Source organism: Brucella sp. BE17, from assembly GCF_039545455.1.
In the GTDB taxonomy this organism is placed as follows: Bacteria; Pseudomonadota; Alphaproteobacteria; order Rhizobiales; family Rhizobiaceae; genus Brucella.
In genome coordinates this window covers 2,223,598-2,239,309 of record NZ_CP154467.1, presented here as the reverse complement: position 1 = coordinate 2,239,309, position 15,712 = coordinate 2,223,598, and the positions used below count along the sequence as shown (strand labels likewise).

Sequence of the window (15,712 nt, the reverse complement as noted above, 5' to 3'; positions counted from 1 at the left end):
CTTTCCTAAGCCGCCAAATCCGCCACAAGCGCATCCAGCACCAGCGCACCATCGGGCGTTGCGCGGATGAAATGGCCGTCCATCGGCTCGATCATGCCGGATGCGACCAGCCTTTCAAGGCGTTTGCGGTCGATATCATGACCGGTCAAACGGCGATACCGCTCCAGGTCGATGCCTTCGCGTAGGCGCAACCCCATCATCAGAAACTCGTCACCCTGCTGATCGGCTTTCAGATATTCTTCCTCGATAATACCATGGCCATGGTTCTCGACCTTTTCCAGCCACGTCTCGGGATGTTTTTCGGTGATCGTCACCGTGCGGGTGCCATTTTCCACGAAACGGCCATGCGCACCGGGACCGATGCCCACATATTGCCCATAGCGCCAGTAAACGAGATTATGCTGCGATTCCCGCCCCGGAACCGCATGATTGGAAATCTCATAGGCGGGAAGACCATTGTCCGCCGTCACCTTTTGCGTCTCTTCATAGAGCGCTGCTGCATGATCGGGATCGGGCGTGGTGAGTTTTCCGGCCTTCCACAAATTATAGAACTGCGTGCCTTCCTCAATCGTCAACTGATAGAGCGACAGGTGATCGGCGGCAAGGCTGATGGCTTCCTTCAGCTCCGCGCGCCAGGCTTCAAGCGTCTGGTTGGGCCGCGCATAGATGAGATCGAACGACAGGCGCGGAAAAATCTCACGCGCAAGCCGGATAGCGGCCTTTGCTTCTTCAACCGAATGCATACGGCCCAGACGGCGCAGATCGGGATCGTTCAGCGCCTGAATGCCGAGCGAGACGCGATTGACACCCGCAGCACGATAGCCGCGAAAGCGTTCGGCTTCCACACTTGTCGGATTGGCTTCGAGCGTCACCTCGATATCGGGTGCCACCGACCAGCGCGCGGCAATACCATCGAGCAGGCTTGCCACCGTTTTGGGCTGCATCAAAGATGGTGTGCCGCCGCCCAGAAAAATGCTGGTGACGGTGCGTGGGCCTGTGCGGGCGCGTAAGCTATCCATTTCGCGGTTGAAGGCATCAGCAAAGCGGCTCTGATCTACCGGCTGATGACGGACATGGCTGTTAAAATCACAATAGGGGCATTTGGCGAGACAAAACGGCCAATGCACGTAAACACCAAACGCGCTTTCTCCATCACTACGAGCGATCGGCAGAATATCAGCCATGTCGTGGGATGGGGAAAAATGGTGGTTCATTCGGCAGCACTCGCCACGACGCCCAGTTTCTTCTCGGCGAAAAGCTTGAAGGCACGCGCACGATGCGAAAGTGCAGACGCGTCACCCGGCGTCCAGCCGTGCTTTTCATCCGCGCTCATTTCGCCAAAGGTTTTTTCATAACCGTCAGGCTGAAACACAGGATCATACCCAAAGCCGATATCGCCACGTGGTGGCCAAATGAGCGTGCCTTCGGCTTCGCCGCGGAAGTATTCCGCCTCACCGTCTGGCCATGCAAGACAAATCACCGACACAAACCGCGCCTTGCGCTTTTCTTTCGTGGTAGCGCCCTTTTCGCGCAACAGGTCTTCGACCTTCTGCATCGCCATGGCGAAATCGCGGCTGCCGCTTTCTGTTTCCGCCCAGTCTGCGGTATAGACACCGGGATCACCATCAAGTGCATCGACCATCAGGCCAGAGTCATCCGACAATGACGGCAGACCCGTGGCTTTTGCCGCCGCAAGCGCCTTGATATAGGCGTTTTGCTCGAAAGTCGTGCCGGTTTCGTCCGGCTCGGGCAGACCAAGCGCTGCAACCGAGCTGACTTCAAAACCGAAAGGGCCGATCAGCCCGTCGAATTCGCGCAACTTGCCGGCATTGTGCGAAGCCACGATAAGCTTGCCTTTTTCAAGTTCTCTCATCTTAGTTCCATAATTTGGGTTCGGCGAATTCCAGCGAATTTCCGGAAGGATCGCGAATATAGATCGAACGCGCGCCGTTGGGCCATTCGAAATCAGATTCAATTGAAATGCCATGCTTTTGCAGATGCGCGCACCAGTTTTCAATTTCCGTGCGCTCGGCAGCAAAACAGGCATGTCCCGGTCCGCTTGTACCATGGGTCGGCACCGGCAGCGCGTCACTTTCTGGCGGCTTCAGGGTTTCTTCCGCCTTAAACAGCAGCAATATGCCATCCCCACAGCGAAAGAACGCATTGCGATCACTGGATTTCCCGACCGGCTCCAGCCCCAGAATATCGCCATAAAAGCGGATCGCCTCGGCAATATCGCGGACGTAAAGCGCGGTTTCAAGAATACGGGTCGCTTGCATGATCGGACCTCTCCTGACGAGCATTAAATCAAAGCGGATGGAGCGGCGCCTTCTCTATCAGGCGCCCTCTACTATCAGGCGACAGCCATCTTCTGCAAGGATACGAGGCGATTGATGCCACCGCGCGCCAGTTGCAGCAAATTAGAAAACTCTTCTTCCGAAAATGGCTCACCTTCGGCGGTGCCCTGAATTTCGACAATGCCGCCTGAGCCGGTCATAACGAAATTGCTGTCGGTCTGGGCAGCCGAATCTTCCACGTAATCGAGATCGAGAACAGCCTCGCCCTCATAAATACCGCAGGAAATGGCGGCGACATGGTCTTTCAACACTTTTTCCACACGCACCATCTGCCGTGATTCCATCCAGCGCAGGCAATCATGCAGCGCCACCCACCCACCGGTGATCGCCGCCGTGCGCGTGCCACCATCGGCCTGAATGACATCGCAATCGACCGTAATCTGGAATTCGCCCAAAGCCTGCATATCAACAACGGCGCGCAACGAGCGTCCGATCAGGCGCTGAATTTCCTGCGTGCGTCCGCCCTGCTTGCCGCTTGCCGCTTCGCGGCGCATGCGATCACCGGTCGAGCGCGGCAACATGCCGTATTCGGCTGTCACCCAGCCCTTGCCGGAATTTCGCATCCAGCCCGGCACTTTTTCCTCGAGGCTTGCCGTGCACAGCACATGCGTGTCGCCGAACTTGACCAGACAAGAGCCTTCCGCATGTTTGGAGATGCCGCGCTCGAAAGATACGGCACGCATTTCGTCAGCGCTACGCTTGGATGGACGCATTTAACAATTCCTCAAATTCAGTTTTCCGTGCGGCTTTTTAGGCCGGGACGCCGCAAATAGAAAGGGATTTCATCGCGCCTGGCACTTTCACGGGTGCCAAAGCCTTTGACGCCCGCCACGACAAGCTTATATTCAGGTTCCGTTTAGAAAGCACATTTGATCCGCCATGATGAAAACGCCAGAACATCAGCTTCTTAATTCGCTCGACCAGCGCTCGCGCGAAATTTTTCGGCTGATCGTCGAAAGCTACCTCAATGACGGCGATCCTGTCGGCTCACGCAACCTGTCGCGACTGGTGCCGCACACGCTGTCCCCCGCCACCATCCGCAATGTGATGAGCGATCTCGAACATCTGGGCCTCATCTATGCACCGCATATCTCAGCGGGGCGTCTGCCAACGCATATTGGCCTGCGCTTTTTCGTTGATGCCTTTCTGGAAGTGGGCGATTTGCCGCCCGGTGAACGCTCTTCCATCGAAGCGCAGGTGCGGGCGGCTGGCAATGGCAACTCGGTCGAAAGCCTGTTGACTGAAGCAAGTCAGGTCTTATCTGGCCTCTCACGCGGTGCCGGGCTTGTTCTCGCGACAAAAGCCGAAGGCGCCCTCAAGCATATTGAATTCGTGCGCCTTGAGCCGACACGCGCGCTTGCCGTGCTGGTGATGCAAAATGGCGATGTCGAAAATCGTGTCATCGACCTCCCCGCCGGTATTTCCACCTCGCAACTGATCGAAGCCTCGAATTTTCTCAATGCTCATATTCATGGGCAAACCCTGTCGGAAACCCGTAATGCACTCAAATCGCTTATGGAAGAAACGAGGCGCGAACTCGATGCGCTTTCGCAGGCCTTAGTCGAACAAGGGCTTGCGGTGTGGAGTGGCGCAGGAGCAGATCAGCCGGCGCGATTGATTGTACGTGGGCGCGCCAATCTATTGGAAAACATCAACGCGCAGGAAGATATCGAGCGCCTGCGCCACCTGTTCGATGATCTGGAAACCAAGGATGGCATGGTGCAATTGCTTGACCTTGCCGAAACCGGCTCCGGTGTGCGCATTTTTATCGGCTCGGAAAACAAGCTGTTTTCACTTTCCGGATCATCGCTGGTGGTCGCACCCTATCGCGACAGCGAGCAACGGGTGATCGGCGCGCTCGGCGTGATCGGCCCGACACGGTTGAATTATGCCCGTATCGTGCCGATGGTGGATTATACCGCCCAGATCGTCTCACGGCTGCTGCGTTAGGTTTGTGTTTCTATGCATGCCTTTATCACAAAACCAGTTCCCACTTTTGGGCGACACGCTTGAGGAAATGTCAGACTTGACGGGGTAACCGAAATTAAGCCTTGATTTTAAAGGCGCGAAACTCGATATCCGAGCCCACGTACTATTCACGTATTATTCAAGACGGAAGCAGTATTATGACCGACGACAAGAACAAGCCTCAAAACCCCGATCTTGAGCAACGCGACATCAATAATCCGAAGGATCGCGAGGCGCTGAGCCGCGCTGCCAACGATTTTCTGAAAAGCCGTAAGGCGGAAGCGCGTGCGGAAGTCGCAGAAGACGAGATCGAAGCGGAAATCGACGACACCGCAAACCGCCTTATCGCGCTGGAAGCCGATAATCGCGAGCTGAAAGACCAGCTTCTGCGCGTTGCCGCCGAAATGGAAAATCTACGCAAGCGTACGCAGCGCGATGTGCAGGATGCACGCACTTATGCAGTGACCAATTTCGCCCGCGACATGCTTTCGGTTTCCGACAATCTACGCCGTGCGCTCGACGCGATCCCCGCTGACGCCGGTGAAAGCGATGCCAATTTGAAATCACTGGCCGAAGGTGTGGAAATCACAGAGCGCGGTCTCTTGCAGACGCTCGAACGCCATGGTGTGAAAAAGCTTGAACCGGAAGGCGAGAAATTCGACCCGAATTTCCATCAGGCCATGTTCGAGGTCCCCAATGCCGATCTTCCCAACAACACTGTGGTGCAGGTCGTTCAAGCCGGGTTCGCCATTGCCGACCGCGTTCTGCGCCCGGCCATGGTCGGTGTTTCCAAGGGCGGACCGAAGGTCGTAGCCGACACGCCTGCCAGTGAGCAAAGCGAAGATCAGAACTGATCTTTTTAGCATTTCTAATGGCCTGATTTTCAAGCGGTGGAGCATTCCACCGCTTTTTCTACAACAGTAGCATCCCATCGGGGTGCTTGAAGAAGGTGCGGTGTGAACATTTCCGATTGGGCCAATTTTGCCGGTGTTTTCATTTTTGCAGCAACCGGCGCGCTGGCCGCATCACGCCGTCAGCTTGATATTATCGGCTTTGTCTTTCTCGCCAACATTACCGGCATTGGCGGCGGCACAATACGCGATCTCATTCTGGGCGATGCGCCGGTGTTCTGGGTAAAGGAGCCTGCCTACCTTCTCGCCGCAACATCAGCCGCCATTCTTGTCTATTTCACAGCCCACCGGGTCGAGTCGCGCTATCGTGTGCTTTTGTGGTGCGATGCAATCGGCATGTCTGCCTATAGCGTCATGGGGGCTGCCAAGGGGCTCGCGCTTGGCTTCAGTCCGTGGGTTGCTCTGGTGACCGGCATTTTCACGGCGACACTCGGCGGCATCTTGCGCGACATGGTCGCTGGCGAGCCATCCGTTCTCATGCGCCGCGAAATCTATGTTTCAGCAGCCCTTGCTGGGGCCTGCGTCTATGTCGTGCTGGAAAGCACCACCACGATCAATCCGATCATCAGCGCCGTCAGCGCAGGCTCGATTGCTTTTCTGGTCCGCGGGGGCGCGCTTGCATTCGGCTGGAATCTGCCGGTTTATAAAAGCCGACCCGGTCGCACCGAAGCTGAACTCAAGCGCGACCAGATCGTACGGGACAACGATTAAATCAGGCCAGTCCCGCCTGCTTGGCTGCATCTTTGAGGCTTGCCTGTGGGCGAGGGCCCATCTGCTGAATGATGATGCCCGCCGCCAGAGCGCCAAGCTCTGCGCATTCTTTGAGCGGACGCTCCTGTGTCAGACCTGAGAGAAATCCCGCGGCAAAGAGATCGCCCGCGCCGGTCGTATCGATCAGCTCTTCGATCTCAATGGCCGGAACTTCGATGGTCTCATCGGGCGTTATGACAACGGCTCCCTTTTCCGAACGCGTAATGACCGAAAGCGCGCAATCCATGCGCATTGCAGCAATTGCCGTTTCCAGAGATTCAGTCTTGTAAAGCGACTTGGCCTCTTCTTCATTAGAAAAGACGATATCGACGGTTTTCTTACGCATCAGCTCGAGAAACTCGTCGCGATAGCGGTCGACGCAGAACGGATCCGACAGCGTCATGGCCATCTTGCGCCCGGCCTCATGGGCAATTTTCGAGGCCATGACGATCGCTTCCTTGGCGCGTGGCGGGTCCCACAGATAGCCTTCAAAATAGGTCACCTTGGCATCCGCGACCTTGGATGCCTCGATGTCTTCCGGTCCAAGTTCGACGCTGGCACCAAGATAGGTGTTCATGGAACGCTCGCCATCCGGCGTCACAAAAATCATGCAGCGCGCGGTCGGTGTCGCATCATTTTCCAGCGGACGCGTGTCGAAGGCCACGCCCTGCGCGCGGATATCATGGGCAAAAACGCGGCCCAGATGATCAGTCGCCACCTTGCCGAAATAGGCCGAACGCCCACCGAGACTGGCAATACCTGCCGCCGTATTGCTGGCGCTGCCACCCGACATTTCGGTCACAGCACCGTTGATGCGCTTGTAGAGCAGTTCCGCGCGATCGGCATCAATCAGGTTCATCGCGCCTTTGACGATACCATTGGTTTGAAGAAAGGCGTCGTCGCTACGCGAAAGAATATCGACAATGGCATTGCCGATGCAAAGAACGTCATATGTGGCCATGAACGCGAAAGGCTCCCCTTTATAAAGTCCCAACCCATCCGTTTTAAGCGCAACTTATTCCGAAAATCGTTTCACATTTTTCGGGATGCGCTCTAACCATATCGGGACCAATGTGGATGCGGGTTTAGCCTTTTGCAACGGATTTGGCTACCCGCGACACGCTTGTTGGATGGGGAGAAATGCTTGCGGCGGACGCTGATTGTTCCTATTTCCTTTTCATCCCAAGCCAGAAACTGAGGCGAAAATGATCATAAATGCCGCCCTGAAGGCCCTCAGCCGCCTGTTCACACCGGAATTCCGCTCAGTTTTCTGGAAAACGCTCGGGTTGACGCTCCTGCTGCTCGCCGGCTTATGGATATCGATCCGTCAAATTTTCTTGAATTATGGCTGGCCATGGCTCGAACAATTGCTGCCGGGCATGCCCGCATGGGCTGGATGGCTGGGTATTGTCGCAGCTATCGCGGCGGGACTTGGCCTGGCACTGGTTCTTGCGCTGATGATCGCCCCTGTCACTGCCCTCATCGCCGGTCTTTTCCTCGATGACGTCGCGGAAATCATCGAGCGTGAGGATTATTCTCTCGATCCAGCCGGAACGCCACTGCCGCTTGGCCGCTCGATCATCAGCTCACTTAAATTTCTCGGCGTGGTAATTATCGGCAATATCGTGGCGCTGATCCTGCTGTTCGTGCCAGGCGTCAACCTGATCGCCTTTTTCGTGATCAACGCCTATCTGCTCAGCCGGGAGTTTTTCGAGTTTGCCGCCATGCGCCATCATTCCGAAGCGGAAGCCAAAGAACTGCGCTCGCATTATGGCGTCAGCATTTTTCTGGCGGGGCTATTGATTGCGGGCTTCATGGCAGTGCCGCTTCTCAATCTGCTCACCCCGCTTTTCGCCGCCACCATGATGGTCCATCTGCATAAGGCGATTTCACAACGCGAGCAAAGCCGCCTCTCCCCGCCCGCACGTTGAAACAAAACACGCTTTGAAAAAAGCGCGGTCGCCGCTAAAGTCGATGCAAATCTTATGTCAGGCGGCTTGCAATGAAACTGATCCCGGCAATCCTGTGCGTTCTCGCACTCATGCTTTCCTCAGCCCCTTCTTTCGCCGAAGTGCGCTTCGGCAAGAATGTGCGCGTTGGCGGCCATGATTTCTCGAACCAGACGTTCAACAAGAAACGCCGTGGCAAGATTTACATCTATGAAGGCAAGCCGAAGACTGAAGGCTGCACATGGAAACGAGGTCGGGACGGCTCACGCGTCAAAGTCTGTCATCTGCAACGCAAGCCGGTGAAACGTTCGCGCCGTTAACAGTCTTAAAGTGGCAATAATGCTGCCGGGATATCGCACGTTTTGGCCGGATATTTGCAGATATCGGCAATCACACATTTCTCGCATTCGGGCTTGCGGGCCTTGCAGGTATAGCGCCCATGCAGAATCAGCCAGTGATGCGCGTGCTGCATGAATTCTGACGGAATAACCCGCACGAGGATCGCCTCCACCGCATCCGGCGTCTTGGCAGGCGCAAGACCGATACGGTTGCCGATGCGCAAGATATGTGTATCCACCGCCATGGTCGGCTGGCCAAAAGCCATATTGAGCACCACATTGGCCGTCTTGCGTCCCACGCCTGGCAATTTCACCAGTTCATCGCGCTCACCCGGCACGTTCCCGCCATAATCGCGGATCAGCGCCTCAGACAAAAGAATGACGTTTTTGGCCTTGTTGCGCCAAAGCCCGATGGTGCGGATATAATTACCGACCGTCTCTTCGCCCAAAGCCCGCATTTTTTGTGGCGTATCGGCAACGGCGAACAATGCGCGTGTTGCTTTGTTAACACCGGCATCCGTCGCCTGCGCTGACAACACAACCGCCACCAGAAGCGTAAAAGCATTAACGTGTTCAAGCTCACCCTGCGGCTCCGGGCGCTGGATCGAAAAGCGGCGGAAAATCTCATGGACTTCATCGGCGGTATAAAGCGTACCCGCCAAACGGCGCGGACGGCGGATCGTATCTGTATCTGTCGCAGATTTTACGAGCGATTTGATTTTGGCCTTTTGCATTCTGTCTCTATACTGATGTCCGTTCCTGGAAAACAACCCGCAGCTTGACGCAGCCCCCTTGGTCAGGTTCCGGTCCCAAGAGCATAGAGGCCCGGTATCATGCATCATCCAGACGGCGCGACGCCTGACAGGTTCGACACTCCGATTTTTAAAGCCCTGCTGACGCCCTATCGTTCGCTGGGTCGCAAAGGTTTCAAGCTTCTGATGGCAGCATTGATTGCCTGCTGGCTTTTTGTCGTTTTGCTGTTCTGGTCCATCGGCGCATGGCCGATCATCGGGTTCTTCGGCCTCGATGTTCTGGCAATCTATCTGGCGTTTCGGCTCAATTATCGGGCGGCGCGTGTGCGTGAAGAAATTTCTGTCTCGCGCACAGAGCTGCATATTCGTCAATATGCCGCCTCCGGCAAGCTTAAGGAACATCGCTTCAATCCGTTCTGGACCCGGTTTCGCGTGGCGCGAAAACCCGATATCGGTATTACCGACATGCGGGTTGAAAGCCGCAATGACGGCGTGGCCATCGGCAGCTTCCTCCATCACGATGATCGCGAGCTTTTTGCCAATGCCTTTGGCGCAGCATTGGCAAAAGCGCGGCGTTGAGCCCGACCAGCAACACTGGCAGCTAACCCGCAAGCCTTGCCTGTTTTATCACTATCCCAAGCTTCAGCACTTGAAGTCCGGCTTTTCACAAGCCATATCAGGTATCGAAGCAAGATGCCTTAGGGGTCTGCTTCGTGACGGTCGCTTCTGATCAAGGACTGATACAATGACACGAATGACACCGTTTTCGAGCCCTTTGCTGCTCGGATTCGACACGATGGAAAAGACGCTGGAACGGATTGCCAAATCCGGAGACGGCTACCCACCCTACAATATTGAACGCCTGCGCGGCGATGCAGGTTCAGAACGTCTACGCATCACGCTTGCCGTCGCAGGCTTTGCGAGCGACGACCTCGAAGTGATGACGGAAGACAACCAGCTTGTTATCCGCGGTCGCCAGAGCGATGATAGCGAACGCGAATATCTGCATCGCGGTATTGCCGCACGCCAGTTTCAGCGTGTGTTCGTGCTGGCCGATGGCATGCGTGTGGTGGGCTGCGAGCTCAAAAACGGTCTTCTCGCGGTCGATCTCGACCGCCCGGAACCCGAACGGCTGATCAAGAAAATCAACATAGCTGTTAAAGACTGAAAAACGTTCAGGTTTCGTTCAGTTAAAAAAGCTATACTATCAAGACGAAGCTCTGATGTGGCATGGTCGCAAATGATGTGCCGCGAGAATGGAGGCTAAGACCATGAACAGACAGATTCTCACCGAAAACGAATTCGCTCATCTGGGTGAAGGTGAACTCGCCTATGTGCGCAAGATCCGTTCTGACGACCTTGCCCGCAGCTTCCCCGCCCTTCCCCCCATTGAGCCGGGCCTTGAATTATGGGCGCTTTTTGGCGCCAGCGGTGAACCGATCGTGCTTTCCGATGTGCGCGCCACCGCACTTCAGGGTGCGCATGAGCATGAGTTGCGCACGGTTCTGTTGCATTAAAACGGGCTCTTCAAAGCCACCTCAAACAAGGCCGCAGTTGATATAACTGCGGCCTTTTGATTGGTTTCAATCTGATTGAATAAGACAATCAGGCGGCGTTTGAAGCCGGCTGCGTCGTCAGGAATGAATAAAGCGCCTGCGCATCAAGGGTTCCGCGCAATTTTGCGACCACATCGGGATCACGCAGCATGCGTGCGATGCGCGAGAGGGCTTTGAGATGATCGGCACCGGCATTTTCCGGAGCCAATAGCAGGAAAACAAGATCGACAGGCTGATCGTCCAACGCTTCGAAATCGACCGGCGTCTCAAGGCGTGCGAAGATGCCAGCAATCTTGTCGATATTGACAAGCTTGCCATGCGGGATCGCAATGCCGCTGCCGACCCCGGTGGAACCGAGGCGTTCGCGTTGAAGAATTGTCTCAAAGACTTCACGCTCAGGGAGTCCGGTCAGTTCGGCGGCTTTCTCAGACAAAATCTGCAAAAGCTGCTTCTTGGAGCTGGCTTTCAACGCAGGGATGATCGCCCCTGGCTGAATCAGATCACTAAGATCCATTCTCTCCGTTCCTTCTTCAATCAGGCCGCTTACGGCCCGGTTTAGGAAAGCGCACCCCTCTTTATCAAAGAGGCGTGCGCTTCAGGTTTGCCGTCAGGCGCCGGGTGCGGCCTGGCGGGTGACCGTCGATGGATCTACCCAGCCAATATTGCCGTCCGCGCGACGGTAGACGATATTCACTTCATCATTGCCGGCATTGCGGAACACCAGAACTGGATTTTCGATCAGGTCCAGCTCCACCACCGCCGATGCCACGGACATGGTGCGCAGCGAGATCGACGATTCTGCAACGATCGCTGGCGCATAATCCGCCGGAAGGTCCTCCTCCTCATCCAACAGCGGTGCCATAACACGATATGCCACGTCATCATAGATCACATTTGGCTGGGTCGCCGGTCGCGATTTCAGGCGACGATTATAGCGACGCAAGCGCGTTTCAATCTTTTCCGCCGCCGCGTCGAAAGCCAGCTGCGGGTCCTGCGCCTCGCCCGTGCTCTGAAGTGCAGCACCACTATCAAGGAAAAGGGTGCAGTCCGCACTGAAACGCGAGCCGGATTTGGTCAATGTCACTTGCCCGGAAAAGCCATGGTCGAAATATTTGCCGACAGCCTCGTTAACCCGATCGACGATTCGGGTCGTGAAAGCTTCACCGACATCCATATGCTTTCCAGATACACGCAGAGTCATTTGGCACACCTCATTTGCGTTACAACAGGAACCAGTCTAATCACAAGACAAGCGAAGAGCAAAGCAAACTGGCATTAAAGATGACTTCCATTTCTCTGGATTTCCAGCCGGTTCCCACAAGCTAGCAAAGTTCCAAAATTTACGCCGAAAACCCTCAATAATGTCATTCCGTCGCGGAGCCCCTGACGGCAACCCCGCACCGCTGTTCTTACGCAGCCTGTCTTATGCAACGTCCCAAACGCATGTTCGTTGCCCTGCGACAACAATACCTTTCCTTGCCACCAATGGCCAGCCAGACAAGCCCTGCCTGACGCCTTCCGGTCCGGTCTGTAACGCGAGCGGGCTTCTATTGTGTCCGCAAGGGCTTGTCAATTGCCCATTTTTCCAGTCCCCTAACCTGGGGTAATTTGATTTCCACAAACTTTGATCGATTTTTTCTGATGAAACAGTGCCCGATGTTCAAAAATTCAAAGCGAACAACCTGCATGCGAAGAACATATAATGGCTCAGGAGGCGGCTTGCCGCGCCCTTTTCTCACGCCGGCGCTGCACGGACGAGGCAATATTCATGGCCTCGCGATATTTCGCCACCGTCCTGCGCGCAATCTCCACCCCATCCTTTTTCAAGGCATCGACAATCGCATCATCGGAGAGAACATCACCGGGCGTTTCAGCCTCGATCATCTGCCGGATGCGATGGCGCACGCTTTCTGACGAATGCGCGTCACCGCCTTGCGTGGATGCAATGGAAGCGGTGAAGAAATAGCGTAGTTCAAACGTGCCGCGCGGCGTTTGCATGAATTTGTTGGCCGTAACGCGGCTAATGGTCGATTCGTGCATACCGACAGCATCCGCCACAGTGCGCAGATTGAGCGGTTTAAGATGCGTCACGCCATGATGCAGGAAGCCGTCCTGCTGGCGCACGATCTCCTGGCTGACTTTCAAAATAGTGCGCGCGCGCTGATCAAGACTGCGCATCAGCCAGCCAGCCGTCTGCATGCAATCGGAGAGAAAGATCTTGTCTTCCGCTTTGGCGCTGGCGCTTACCTGCGCAAAATAATCATTATTGACGATGAGCCGCGGCATGGCTGCCGGATTCAATTCGATCGCCCAGCCGCCATCCTGCATAGCCGTAACAATGGCGTCGGGCACGATGGCATCGGCGGCAGCCACCTCAAACAGGGCACCGGGTTTGGGATCGAGTGCGCGAATTTCTGAAAGCATATCCAGAATATCGGACTGATCAACGCCGCAGAGCTTCATCAGCATCGCAAAATCGCGTCGTGCCAAAAGATCGAGATTTTCGACCAGCGCGTGCATAGCCGGATCGAAGCGGTCCTTGAGCCGCAACTGAATGGCCAGACATTCGCGCAGATCGCGTGCGAAGAGCCCGGGCGGATCAAATGTCTGCACAATTGCCAGCACACGCTCGACCGCCTCAGGCTCGACACCGAGGTTTTGAGCAAGGCTCAAAAGATCGCCGCGCAAATACCCGCTTTCATCCAGCGCATCCGCGAGCGCCATGGCGATGAATCGATCCGATGTGTCCGAAAATGTCAGCGTGATTTGATCAGACACATGGTCGGCCAGAGAGACGCGACTTGCCGTCACTTGATCGATATCATAGCCGCCCGCGCCCTGCCCCGCCTCAAAGGAAGGCGACTTCCATTGGGCGGCAATATCGGGATTGATTGCATCAAAACGCCCCGGATCATCGGGGAAAATATTTTCAAGCGAAGTATCGAAGGTCGAAGACAGGGTTTCGGAAGCTTCCGGTGCCTCCGTCCTGAACCAGCTTTCACCATCTTCCAAGGCCTCGATGGCCTCTCCACTCTCTATTGCGTCGCTGGGTTGTCCGCCATTAACCGGCCCTTCGGCTTGGTTGTAGCCATCATATTCATCAGCGCCGCCTGTGAAATCGTCATTGGCCGCCTCTATTCTGTCCAGAAGCGGGTTTTTTTCGATTTCCAGATCGAGAAACTGCTCCAGCTCGACATGCGTCATCTGCAACAGCCGGATCGACTGCATCAGCTGTGGTGTCATCACCAGCGACTGCGATTGACGGAAATCAAGCTTTGGCGAGAGTGCCATAAAGTGTTTTCATCCCCCGATTGCCCCTTTCGGCACTTGCTCAGTGCAATTACCGGCTGTGTGAATGAAAACTGGTATGAACCTTGCTTGTCAATTCAGAATGTGCGTTTTTTAATTAAAAGTGGAAAAGAGTCGCGGCTTTAGAGCCTTTGTGCGTCCTTTCGGACGCACAATGCTATCGGCATGACCAGAGCTCAACGCAGACGAGCCGGAACGAAGGTAAAATCAGAGCGTGAACTGATCGCCGAGATAGAGGCGGCGCACATCGGGATTAGCGACGATCTCGGCCGGGCGGCCATGGGTCAGGACCTGACCGGCATGAATGATATAGGCGCGGTCGATAAGGCCAAGCGTTTCACGAACATTGTGATCGGTGATCAGAACGCCAATGCCACGGCTGGTGAGATGGCGCACGAGCTGCTGGATGTCGGAAACCGCAATCGGATCGACACCAGCAAACGGTTCATCGAGCAGCATGAAATTTGGACGCGAGGCAAGCGCACGCGCAATTTCGAGACGCCGACGCTCACCACCCGACAGCGAAATGGCGGGCGCTTTACGCAAATGCGCAATGTGAAACTCTTCCAAAAGCGCATCGAGTTCAGTCGCCCGCTTCTTGCGGTCTTTTTCGACCACTTCCAGCACGGCCTTGATGTTGTTCTCCACCGAAAGCCCGCGAAAGATCGAAGCTTCCTGCGGCAGATAGCCGATGCCAAGCCGCGAGCGGCGATACATTGGCATTGAGGTAACGTCAAAACCGTCGATCTCGATCGAACCGCTATCGGCAGGAACCAGACCCGTCACCATATAAAAGCAGGTTGTCTTGCCCGCGCCATTAGGTCCCAGAATACCAACCGCCTCGCCCGCCCGCACGCCAAACGACACACCGTTAACGACCTGACGGCCACGATAACTCTTGCACAGGCCCCGCGCTACCAGCGTGCCTTTCAGGCGCTCTTCTTTTCCGGGCTGAGCGGGCATTGCCTCAGCCTCGCCGTTTGCAGATACTGCGCTTTCCGCCACGGCCTTCGGCTGGGCGGCTTTCTTATTCCCGAACAATGCCACGTGTGCTCCGGTCAGTTTGGCCGGGGCGCCGCACCGCCCTGCTGTTGATTCTTGGGCGCCATGATGATGGAAACGCGTCCCTTGCTACTTTTGCCACGGCAGCTTTCGACATTGGCGCGGCCCGTATCCATGTGCGCCGTCAGCTTACAGCCTGTAACGACATTGTCGCCGTCGGTGAGAACCACTTTCTCGCCCTGCAGGACCATGATCTGATTTTTGGCGTCATAGCGCCCGGTATCACCGGTTGCGACCTGGGTGCCGGACTTAAGATAAACCTTGCCGGAAATATCGATGTGATCGATGCTCGACGAATCAAGCCCACCAACACCGCCGCTACTGGCCGGTTCGGCGGCCTCGCCATCATTCTGTTTCGCCTTGTTATAATAAACGGTCATCAGACCGGCTTTCAAAAGTGCATCACCCTGCGCGACCGAAACATTGCCGGTAAAGATGGCAATACCTTCCTTGTCCCGCATTTCAAGCCTGTCGGCATCAATCTTGACCGGCGCCTTGCTGTTTGAAAGCTTCAAACCGTTGACGGCGCTGCTATCGGCACCTTGCGCCAAAGCCGTGGCAGGAACGGCGGCGAGGCCGAGCGCCAGAACCGCAAATCCCACCCGCCTCGCGCGAGCCATAGTTCCCTTGATCATCTTGCCCGTCTCACGTTCCATAAATCTGTTCAGTTGTCACACACCACTGGCACCGGAAGCCAATGGTTATTGTGCGAACCCGAATATCCCCGCACAATAGTAAGCATTTTGCAGCCAAATGGGAA

Annotated in this window: 19 protein-coding genes; 8 read left to right on the top strand and 11 right to left on the bottom strand. The window is 55.7% G+C overall.

All coding sequences use genetic code 11. From position 1 onward, the window contains the following. Positions 1 to 5: 5 nt before the first annotated feature. From hemW to rph, 4 genes are all read right to left on the bottom strand, one after another. The gene (hemW, locus tag AAIB41_RS10825) at positions 6 to 1,214 is read right to left on the bottom strand and encodes a radical SAM family heme chaperone HemW (protein ID WP_343313378.1); all 1,209 of its coding nucleotides are present in this window, start codon (positions 1,212 to 1,214) and stop codon (positions 6 to 8) included. Beyond that, the gene (rdgB, locus tag AAIB41_RS10820) at positions 1,211 to 1,873 is read right to left on the bottom strand and encodes an RdgB/HAM1 family non-canonical purine NTP pyrophosphatase (protein ID WP_343313377.1); all 663 of its coding nucleotides are present in this window, start codon (positions 1,871 to 1,873) and stop codon (positions 1,211 to 1,213) included. Before rdgB ends, hemW begins: the two co-directional genes overlap by 4 nt. A gap of 1 nt (position 1,874) precedes the next feature. After that, on the bottom strand, positions 1,875 to 2,279 hold the full coding sequence (locus tag AAIB41_RS10815) for a VOC family protein (RefSeq protein ID WP_343313376.1): 405 nt from the start codon (positions 2,277 to 2,279) through the stop codon (positions 1,875 to 1,877). Between the two features lie 74 nt (positions 2,280 to 2,353). Beyond that, complete coding sequence (rph, locus tag AAIB41_RS10810; RefSeq protein ID WP_343313375.1) at positions 2,354 to 3,070, bottom strand: ribonuclease PH; 717 nt, start codon at positions 3,068 to 3,070, stop codon at positions 2,354 to 2,356. 166 nt (positions 3,071 to 3,236) lie between these two features. On the opposite strand from rph, the gene hrcA reads away from it, so the two are divergent. From hrcA to AAIB41_RS10795, 3 genes are all read left to right on the top strand, one after another. After that, on the top strand, positions 3,237 to 4,307 hold the full coding sequence (gene hrcA / locus AAIB41_RS10805) for a heat-inducible transcriptional repressor HrcA (protein WP_343313374.1): 1,071 nt from the start codon (positions 3,237 to 3,239) through the stop codon (positions 4,305 to 4,307). 176 nt (positions 4,308 to 4,483) lie between these two features. Continuing rightward, complete coding sequence (gene grpE / locus AAIB41_RS10800) at positions 4,484 to 5,179, top strand: nucleotide exchange factor GrpE (RefSeq protein ID WP_343313373.1); 696 nt, start codon at positions 4,484 to 4,486, stop codon at positions 5,177 to 5,179. A gap of 102 nt (positions 5,180 to 5,281) precedes the next feature. After that, positions 5,282 to 5,947: a trimeric intracellular cation channel family protein gene (locus AAIB41_RS10795; RefSeq protein WP_343313372.1), complete on the top strand. Its 666-nt coding sequence runs from the start codon at positions 5,282 to 5,284 to the stop codon at positions 5,945 to 5,947. Position 5,948: 1 nt separating this feature from the next. On the opposite strand, the gene AAIB41_RS10790 is transcribed toward AAIB41_RS10795, so the two are convergent. Beyond that, the gene (locus AAIB41_RS10790; RefSeq protein ID WP_343313371.1) at positions 5,949 to 6,947 is read right to left on the bottom strand and encodes an adenosine kinase; all 999 of its coding nucleotides are present in this window, start codon (positions 6,945 to 6,947) and stop codon (positions 5,949 to 5,951) included. A gap of 244 nt (positions 6,948 to 7,191) precedes the next feature. On the opposite strand from AAIB41_RS10790, the gene AAIB41_RS10785 reads away from it, so the two are divergent. Next, positions 7,192 to 7,917, top strand: a complete 726-nt coding sequence (locus AAIB41_RS10785; protein ID WP_343313370.1) for a sulfate transporter family protein — start codon at positions 7,192 to 7,194, stop codon at positions 7,915 to 7,917. A 71-nt stretch (positions 7,918 to 7,988) separates the two neighbouring features. Beyond that, positions 7,989 to 8,255, top strand: coding sequence for a hypothetical protein (locus AAIB41_RS10780; protein ID WP_343313369.1), 267 nt, complete (start codon positions 7,989 to 7,991; stop codon positions 8,253 to 8,255). A 5-nt stretch (positions 8,256 to 8,260) separates the two neighbouring features. On the opposite strand, the gene nth is transcribed toward AAIB41_RS10780, so the two are convergent. Further along, positions 8,261 to 9,007 (bottom strand): endonuclease III, encoded by a 747-nt coding sequence (nth, locus tag AAIB41_RS10775; RefSeq protein WP_343313368.1) that lies wholly within the window; start codon positions 9,005 to 9,007, stop codon positions 8,261 to 8,263. Between the two features lie 99 nt (positions 9,008 to 9,106). Between nth and AAIB41_RS10770 the strand changes: the two genes are divergently transcribed. From AAIB41_RS10770 to AAIB41_RS10760, 3 genes are all read left to right on the top strand, one after another. Continuing rightward, entirely contained in the window at positions 9,107 to 9,604 is a 498-nt protein-coding gene (locus AAIB41_RS10770; RefSeq protein ID WP_343313367.1) for a DUF2244 domain-containing protein, read from the top strand. 166 nt (positions 9,605 to 9,770) lie between these two features. Next, positions 9,771 to 10,193 (top strand): Hsp20 family protein, encoded by a 423-nt coding sequence (locus tag AAIB41_RS10765; RefSeq protein WP_343313366.1) that lies wholly within the window; start codon positions 9,771 to 9,773, stop codon positions 10,191 to 10,193. Positions 10,194 to 10,296: 103 nt separating this feature from the next. Then, positions 10,297 to 10,542: a DUF1150 family protein gene (locus AAIB41_RS10760; RefSeq protein ID WP_343313365.1), complete on the top strand. Its 246-nt coding sequence runs from the start codon at positions 10,297 to 10,299 to the stop codon at positions 10,540 to 10,542. Between the two features lie 88 nt (positions 10,543 to 10,630). Here the strand turns inward: AAIB41_RS10760 and ptsN are convergent, their stop codons facing one another. The 5 genes from ptsN to AAIB41_RS10735 all read right to left on the bottom strand — a co-directional run bounded on the left by ptsN (position 10,631) and on the right by AAIB41_RS10735 (position 15,608). Beyond that, positions 10,631 to 11,095 (bottom strand): PTS IIA-like nitrogen regulatory protein PtsN, encoded by a 465-nt coding sequence (ptsN, locus tag AAIB41_RS10755; RefSeq protein WP_343313364.1) that lies wholly within the window; start codon positions 11,093 to 11,095, stop codon positions 10,631 to 10,633. Positions 11,096 to 11,188: 93 nt separating this feature from the next. Continuing rightward, positions 11,189 to 11,782, bottom strand: a complete 594-nt coding sequence (raiA, locus tag AAIB41_RS10750; RefSeq protein ID WP_343313363.1) for a ribosome-associated translation inhibitor RaiA — start codon at positions 11,780 to 11,782, stop codon at positions 11,189 to 11,191. Between the two features lie 506 nt (positions 11,783 to 12,288). After that, positions 12,289 to 13,872: an RNA polymerase factor sigma-54 gene (rpoN, locus tag AAIB41_RS10745; RefSeq protein WP_343313361.1), complete on the bottom strand. Its 1,584-nt coding sequence runs from the start codon at positions 13,870 to 13,872 to the stop codon at positions 12,289 to 12,291. A 225-nt stretch (positions 13,873 to 14,097) separates the two neighbouring features. Continuing rightward, positions 14,098 to 14,937 carry an LPS export ABC transporter ATP-binding protein gene (gene lptB / locus AAIB41_RS10740; RefSeq protein ID WP_343313360.1) on the bottom strand — a complete coding sequence of 280 codons (840 nt, stop codon included), beginning with the start codon at positions 14,935 to 14,937 and terminating at the stop codon, positions 14,098 to 14,100. A gap of 11 nt (positions 14,938 to 14,948) precedes the next feature. Beyond that, positions 14,949 to 15,608, bottom strand: a complete 660-nt coding sequence (locus AAIB41_RS10735; RefSeq protein WP_343313359.1) for an LptA/OstA family protein — start codon at positions 15,606 to 15,608, stop codon at positions 14,949 to 14,951. Between the last annotated feature and the right edge of the window lie 104 nt (positions 15,609 to 15,712).

Excerpts from the sequence above, each read along its gene's own strand:
- hemW (WP_343313378.1), bottom strand. The coding sequence starts at position 1,214 with ATGAACCACCATTTTTCCCCATCCCACGACATGGCTGATATTCTGCCG.
- rdgB (WP_343313377.1), bottom strand. The coding sequence starts at position 1,873 with ATGAGAGAACTTGAAAAAGGCAAGCTTATCGTGGCTTCGCACAATGCC.
- AAIB41_RS10815 (WP_343313376.1), bottom strand. The coding sequence starts at position 2,279 with ATGCAAGCGACCCGTATTCTTGAAACCGCGCTTTACGTCCGCGATATT.
- rph (WP_343313375.1), bottom strand. The coding sequence starts at position 3,070 with ATGCGTCCATCCAAGCGTAGCGCTGACGAAATGCGTGCCGTATCTTTC.
- hrcA (WP_343313374.1), top strand. The coding sequence starts at position 3,237 with ATGATGAAAACGCCAGAACATCAGCTTCTTAATTCGCTCGACCAGCGC.
- grpE (WP_343313373.1), top strand. The coding sequence starts at position 4,484 with ATGACCGACGACAAGAACAAGCCTCAAAACCCCGATCTTGAGCAACGC.
- AAIB41_RS10790 (WP_343313371.1), bottom strand. The coding sequence starts at position 6,947 with ATGGCCACATATGACGTTCTTTGCATCGGCAATGCCATTGTCGATATT.
- AAIB41_RS10785 (WP_343313370.1), top strand. The coding sequence starts at position 7,192 with ATGATCATAAATGCCGCCCTGAAGGCCCTCAGCCGCCTGTTCACACCG.
- AAIB41_RS10780 (WP_343313369.1), top strand. The coding sequence starts at position 7,989 with ATGAAACTGATCCCGGCAATCCTGTGCGTTCTCGCACTCATGCTTTCC.
- nth (WP_343313368.1), bottom strand. The coding sequence starts at position 9,007 with ATGCAAAAGGCCAAAATCAAATCGCTCGTAAAATCTGCGACAGATACA.
- AAIB41_RS10770 (WP_343313367.1), top strand. The coding sequence starts at position 9,107 with ATGCATCATCCAGACGGCGCGACGCCTGACAGGTTCGACACTCCGATT.
- AAIB41_RS10765 (WP_343313366.1), top strand. The coding sequence starts at position 9,771 with ATGACACGAATGACACCGTTTTCGAGCCCTTTGCTGCTCGGATTCGAC.
- AAIB41_RS10760 (WP_343313365.1), top strand. The coding sequence starts at position 10,297 with ATGAACAGACAGATTCTCACCGAAAACGAATTCGCTCATCTGGGTGAA.
- ptsN (WP_343313364.1), bottom strand. The coding sequence starts at position 11,095 with ATGGATCTTAGTGATCTGATTCAGCCAGGGGCGATCATCCCTGCGTTG.
- raiA (WP_343313363.1), bottom strand. The coding sequence starts at position 11,782 with ATGACTCTGCGTGTATCTGGAAAGCATATGGATGTCGGTGAAGCTTTC.
- rpoN (WP_343313361.1), bottom strand. The coding sequence starts at position 13,872 with ATGGCACTCTCGCCAAAGCTTGATTTCCGTCAATCGCAGTCGCTGGTG.
- AAIB41_RS10735 (WP_343313359.1), bottom strand. The coding sequence starts at position 15,608 with ATGGAACGTGAGACGGGCAAGATGATCAAGGGAACTATGGCTCGCGCG.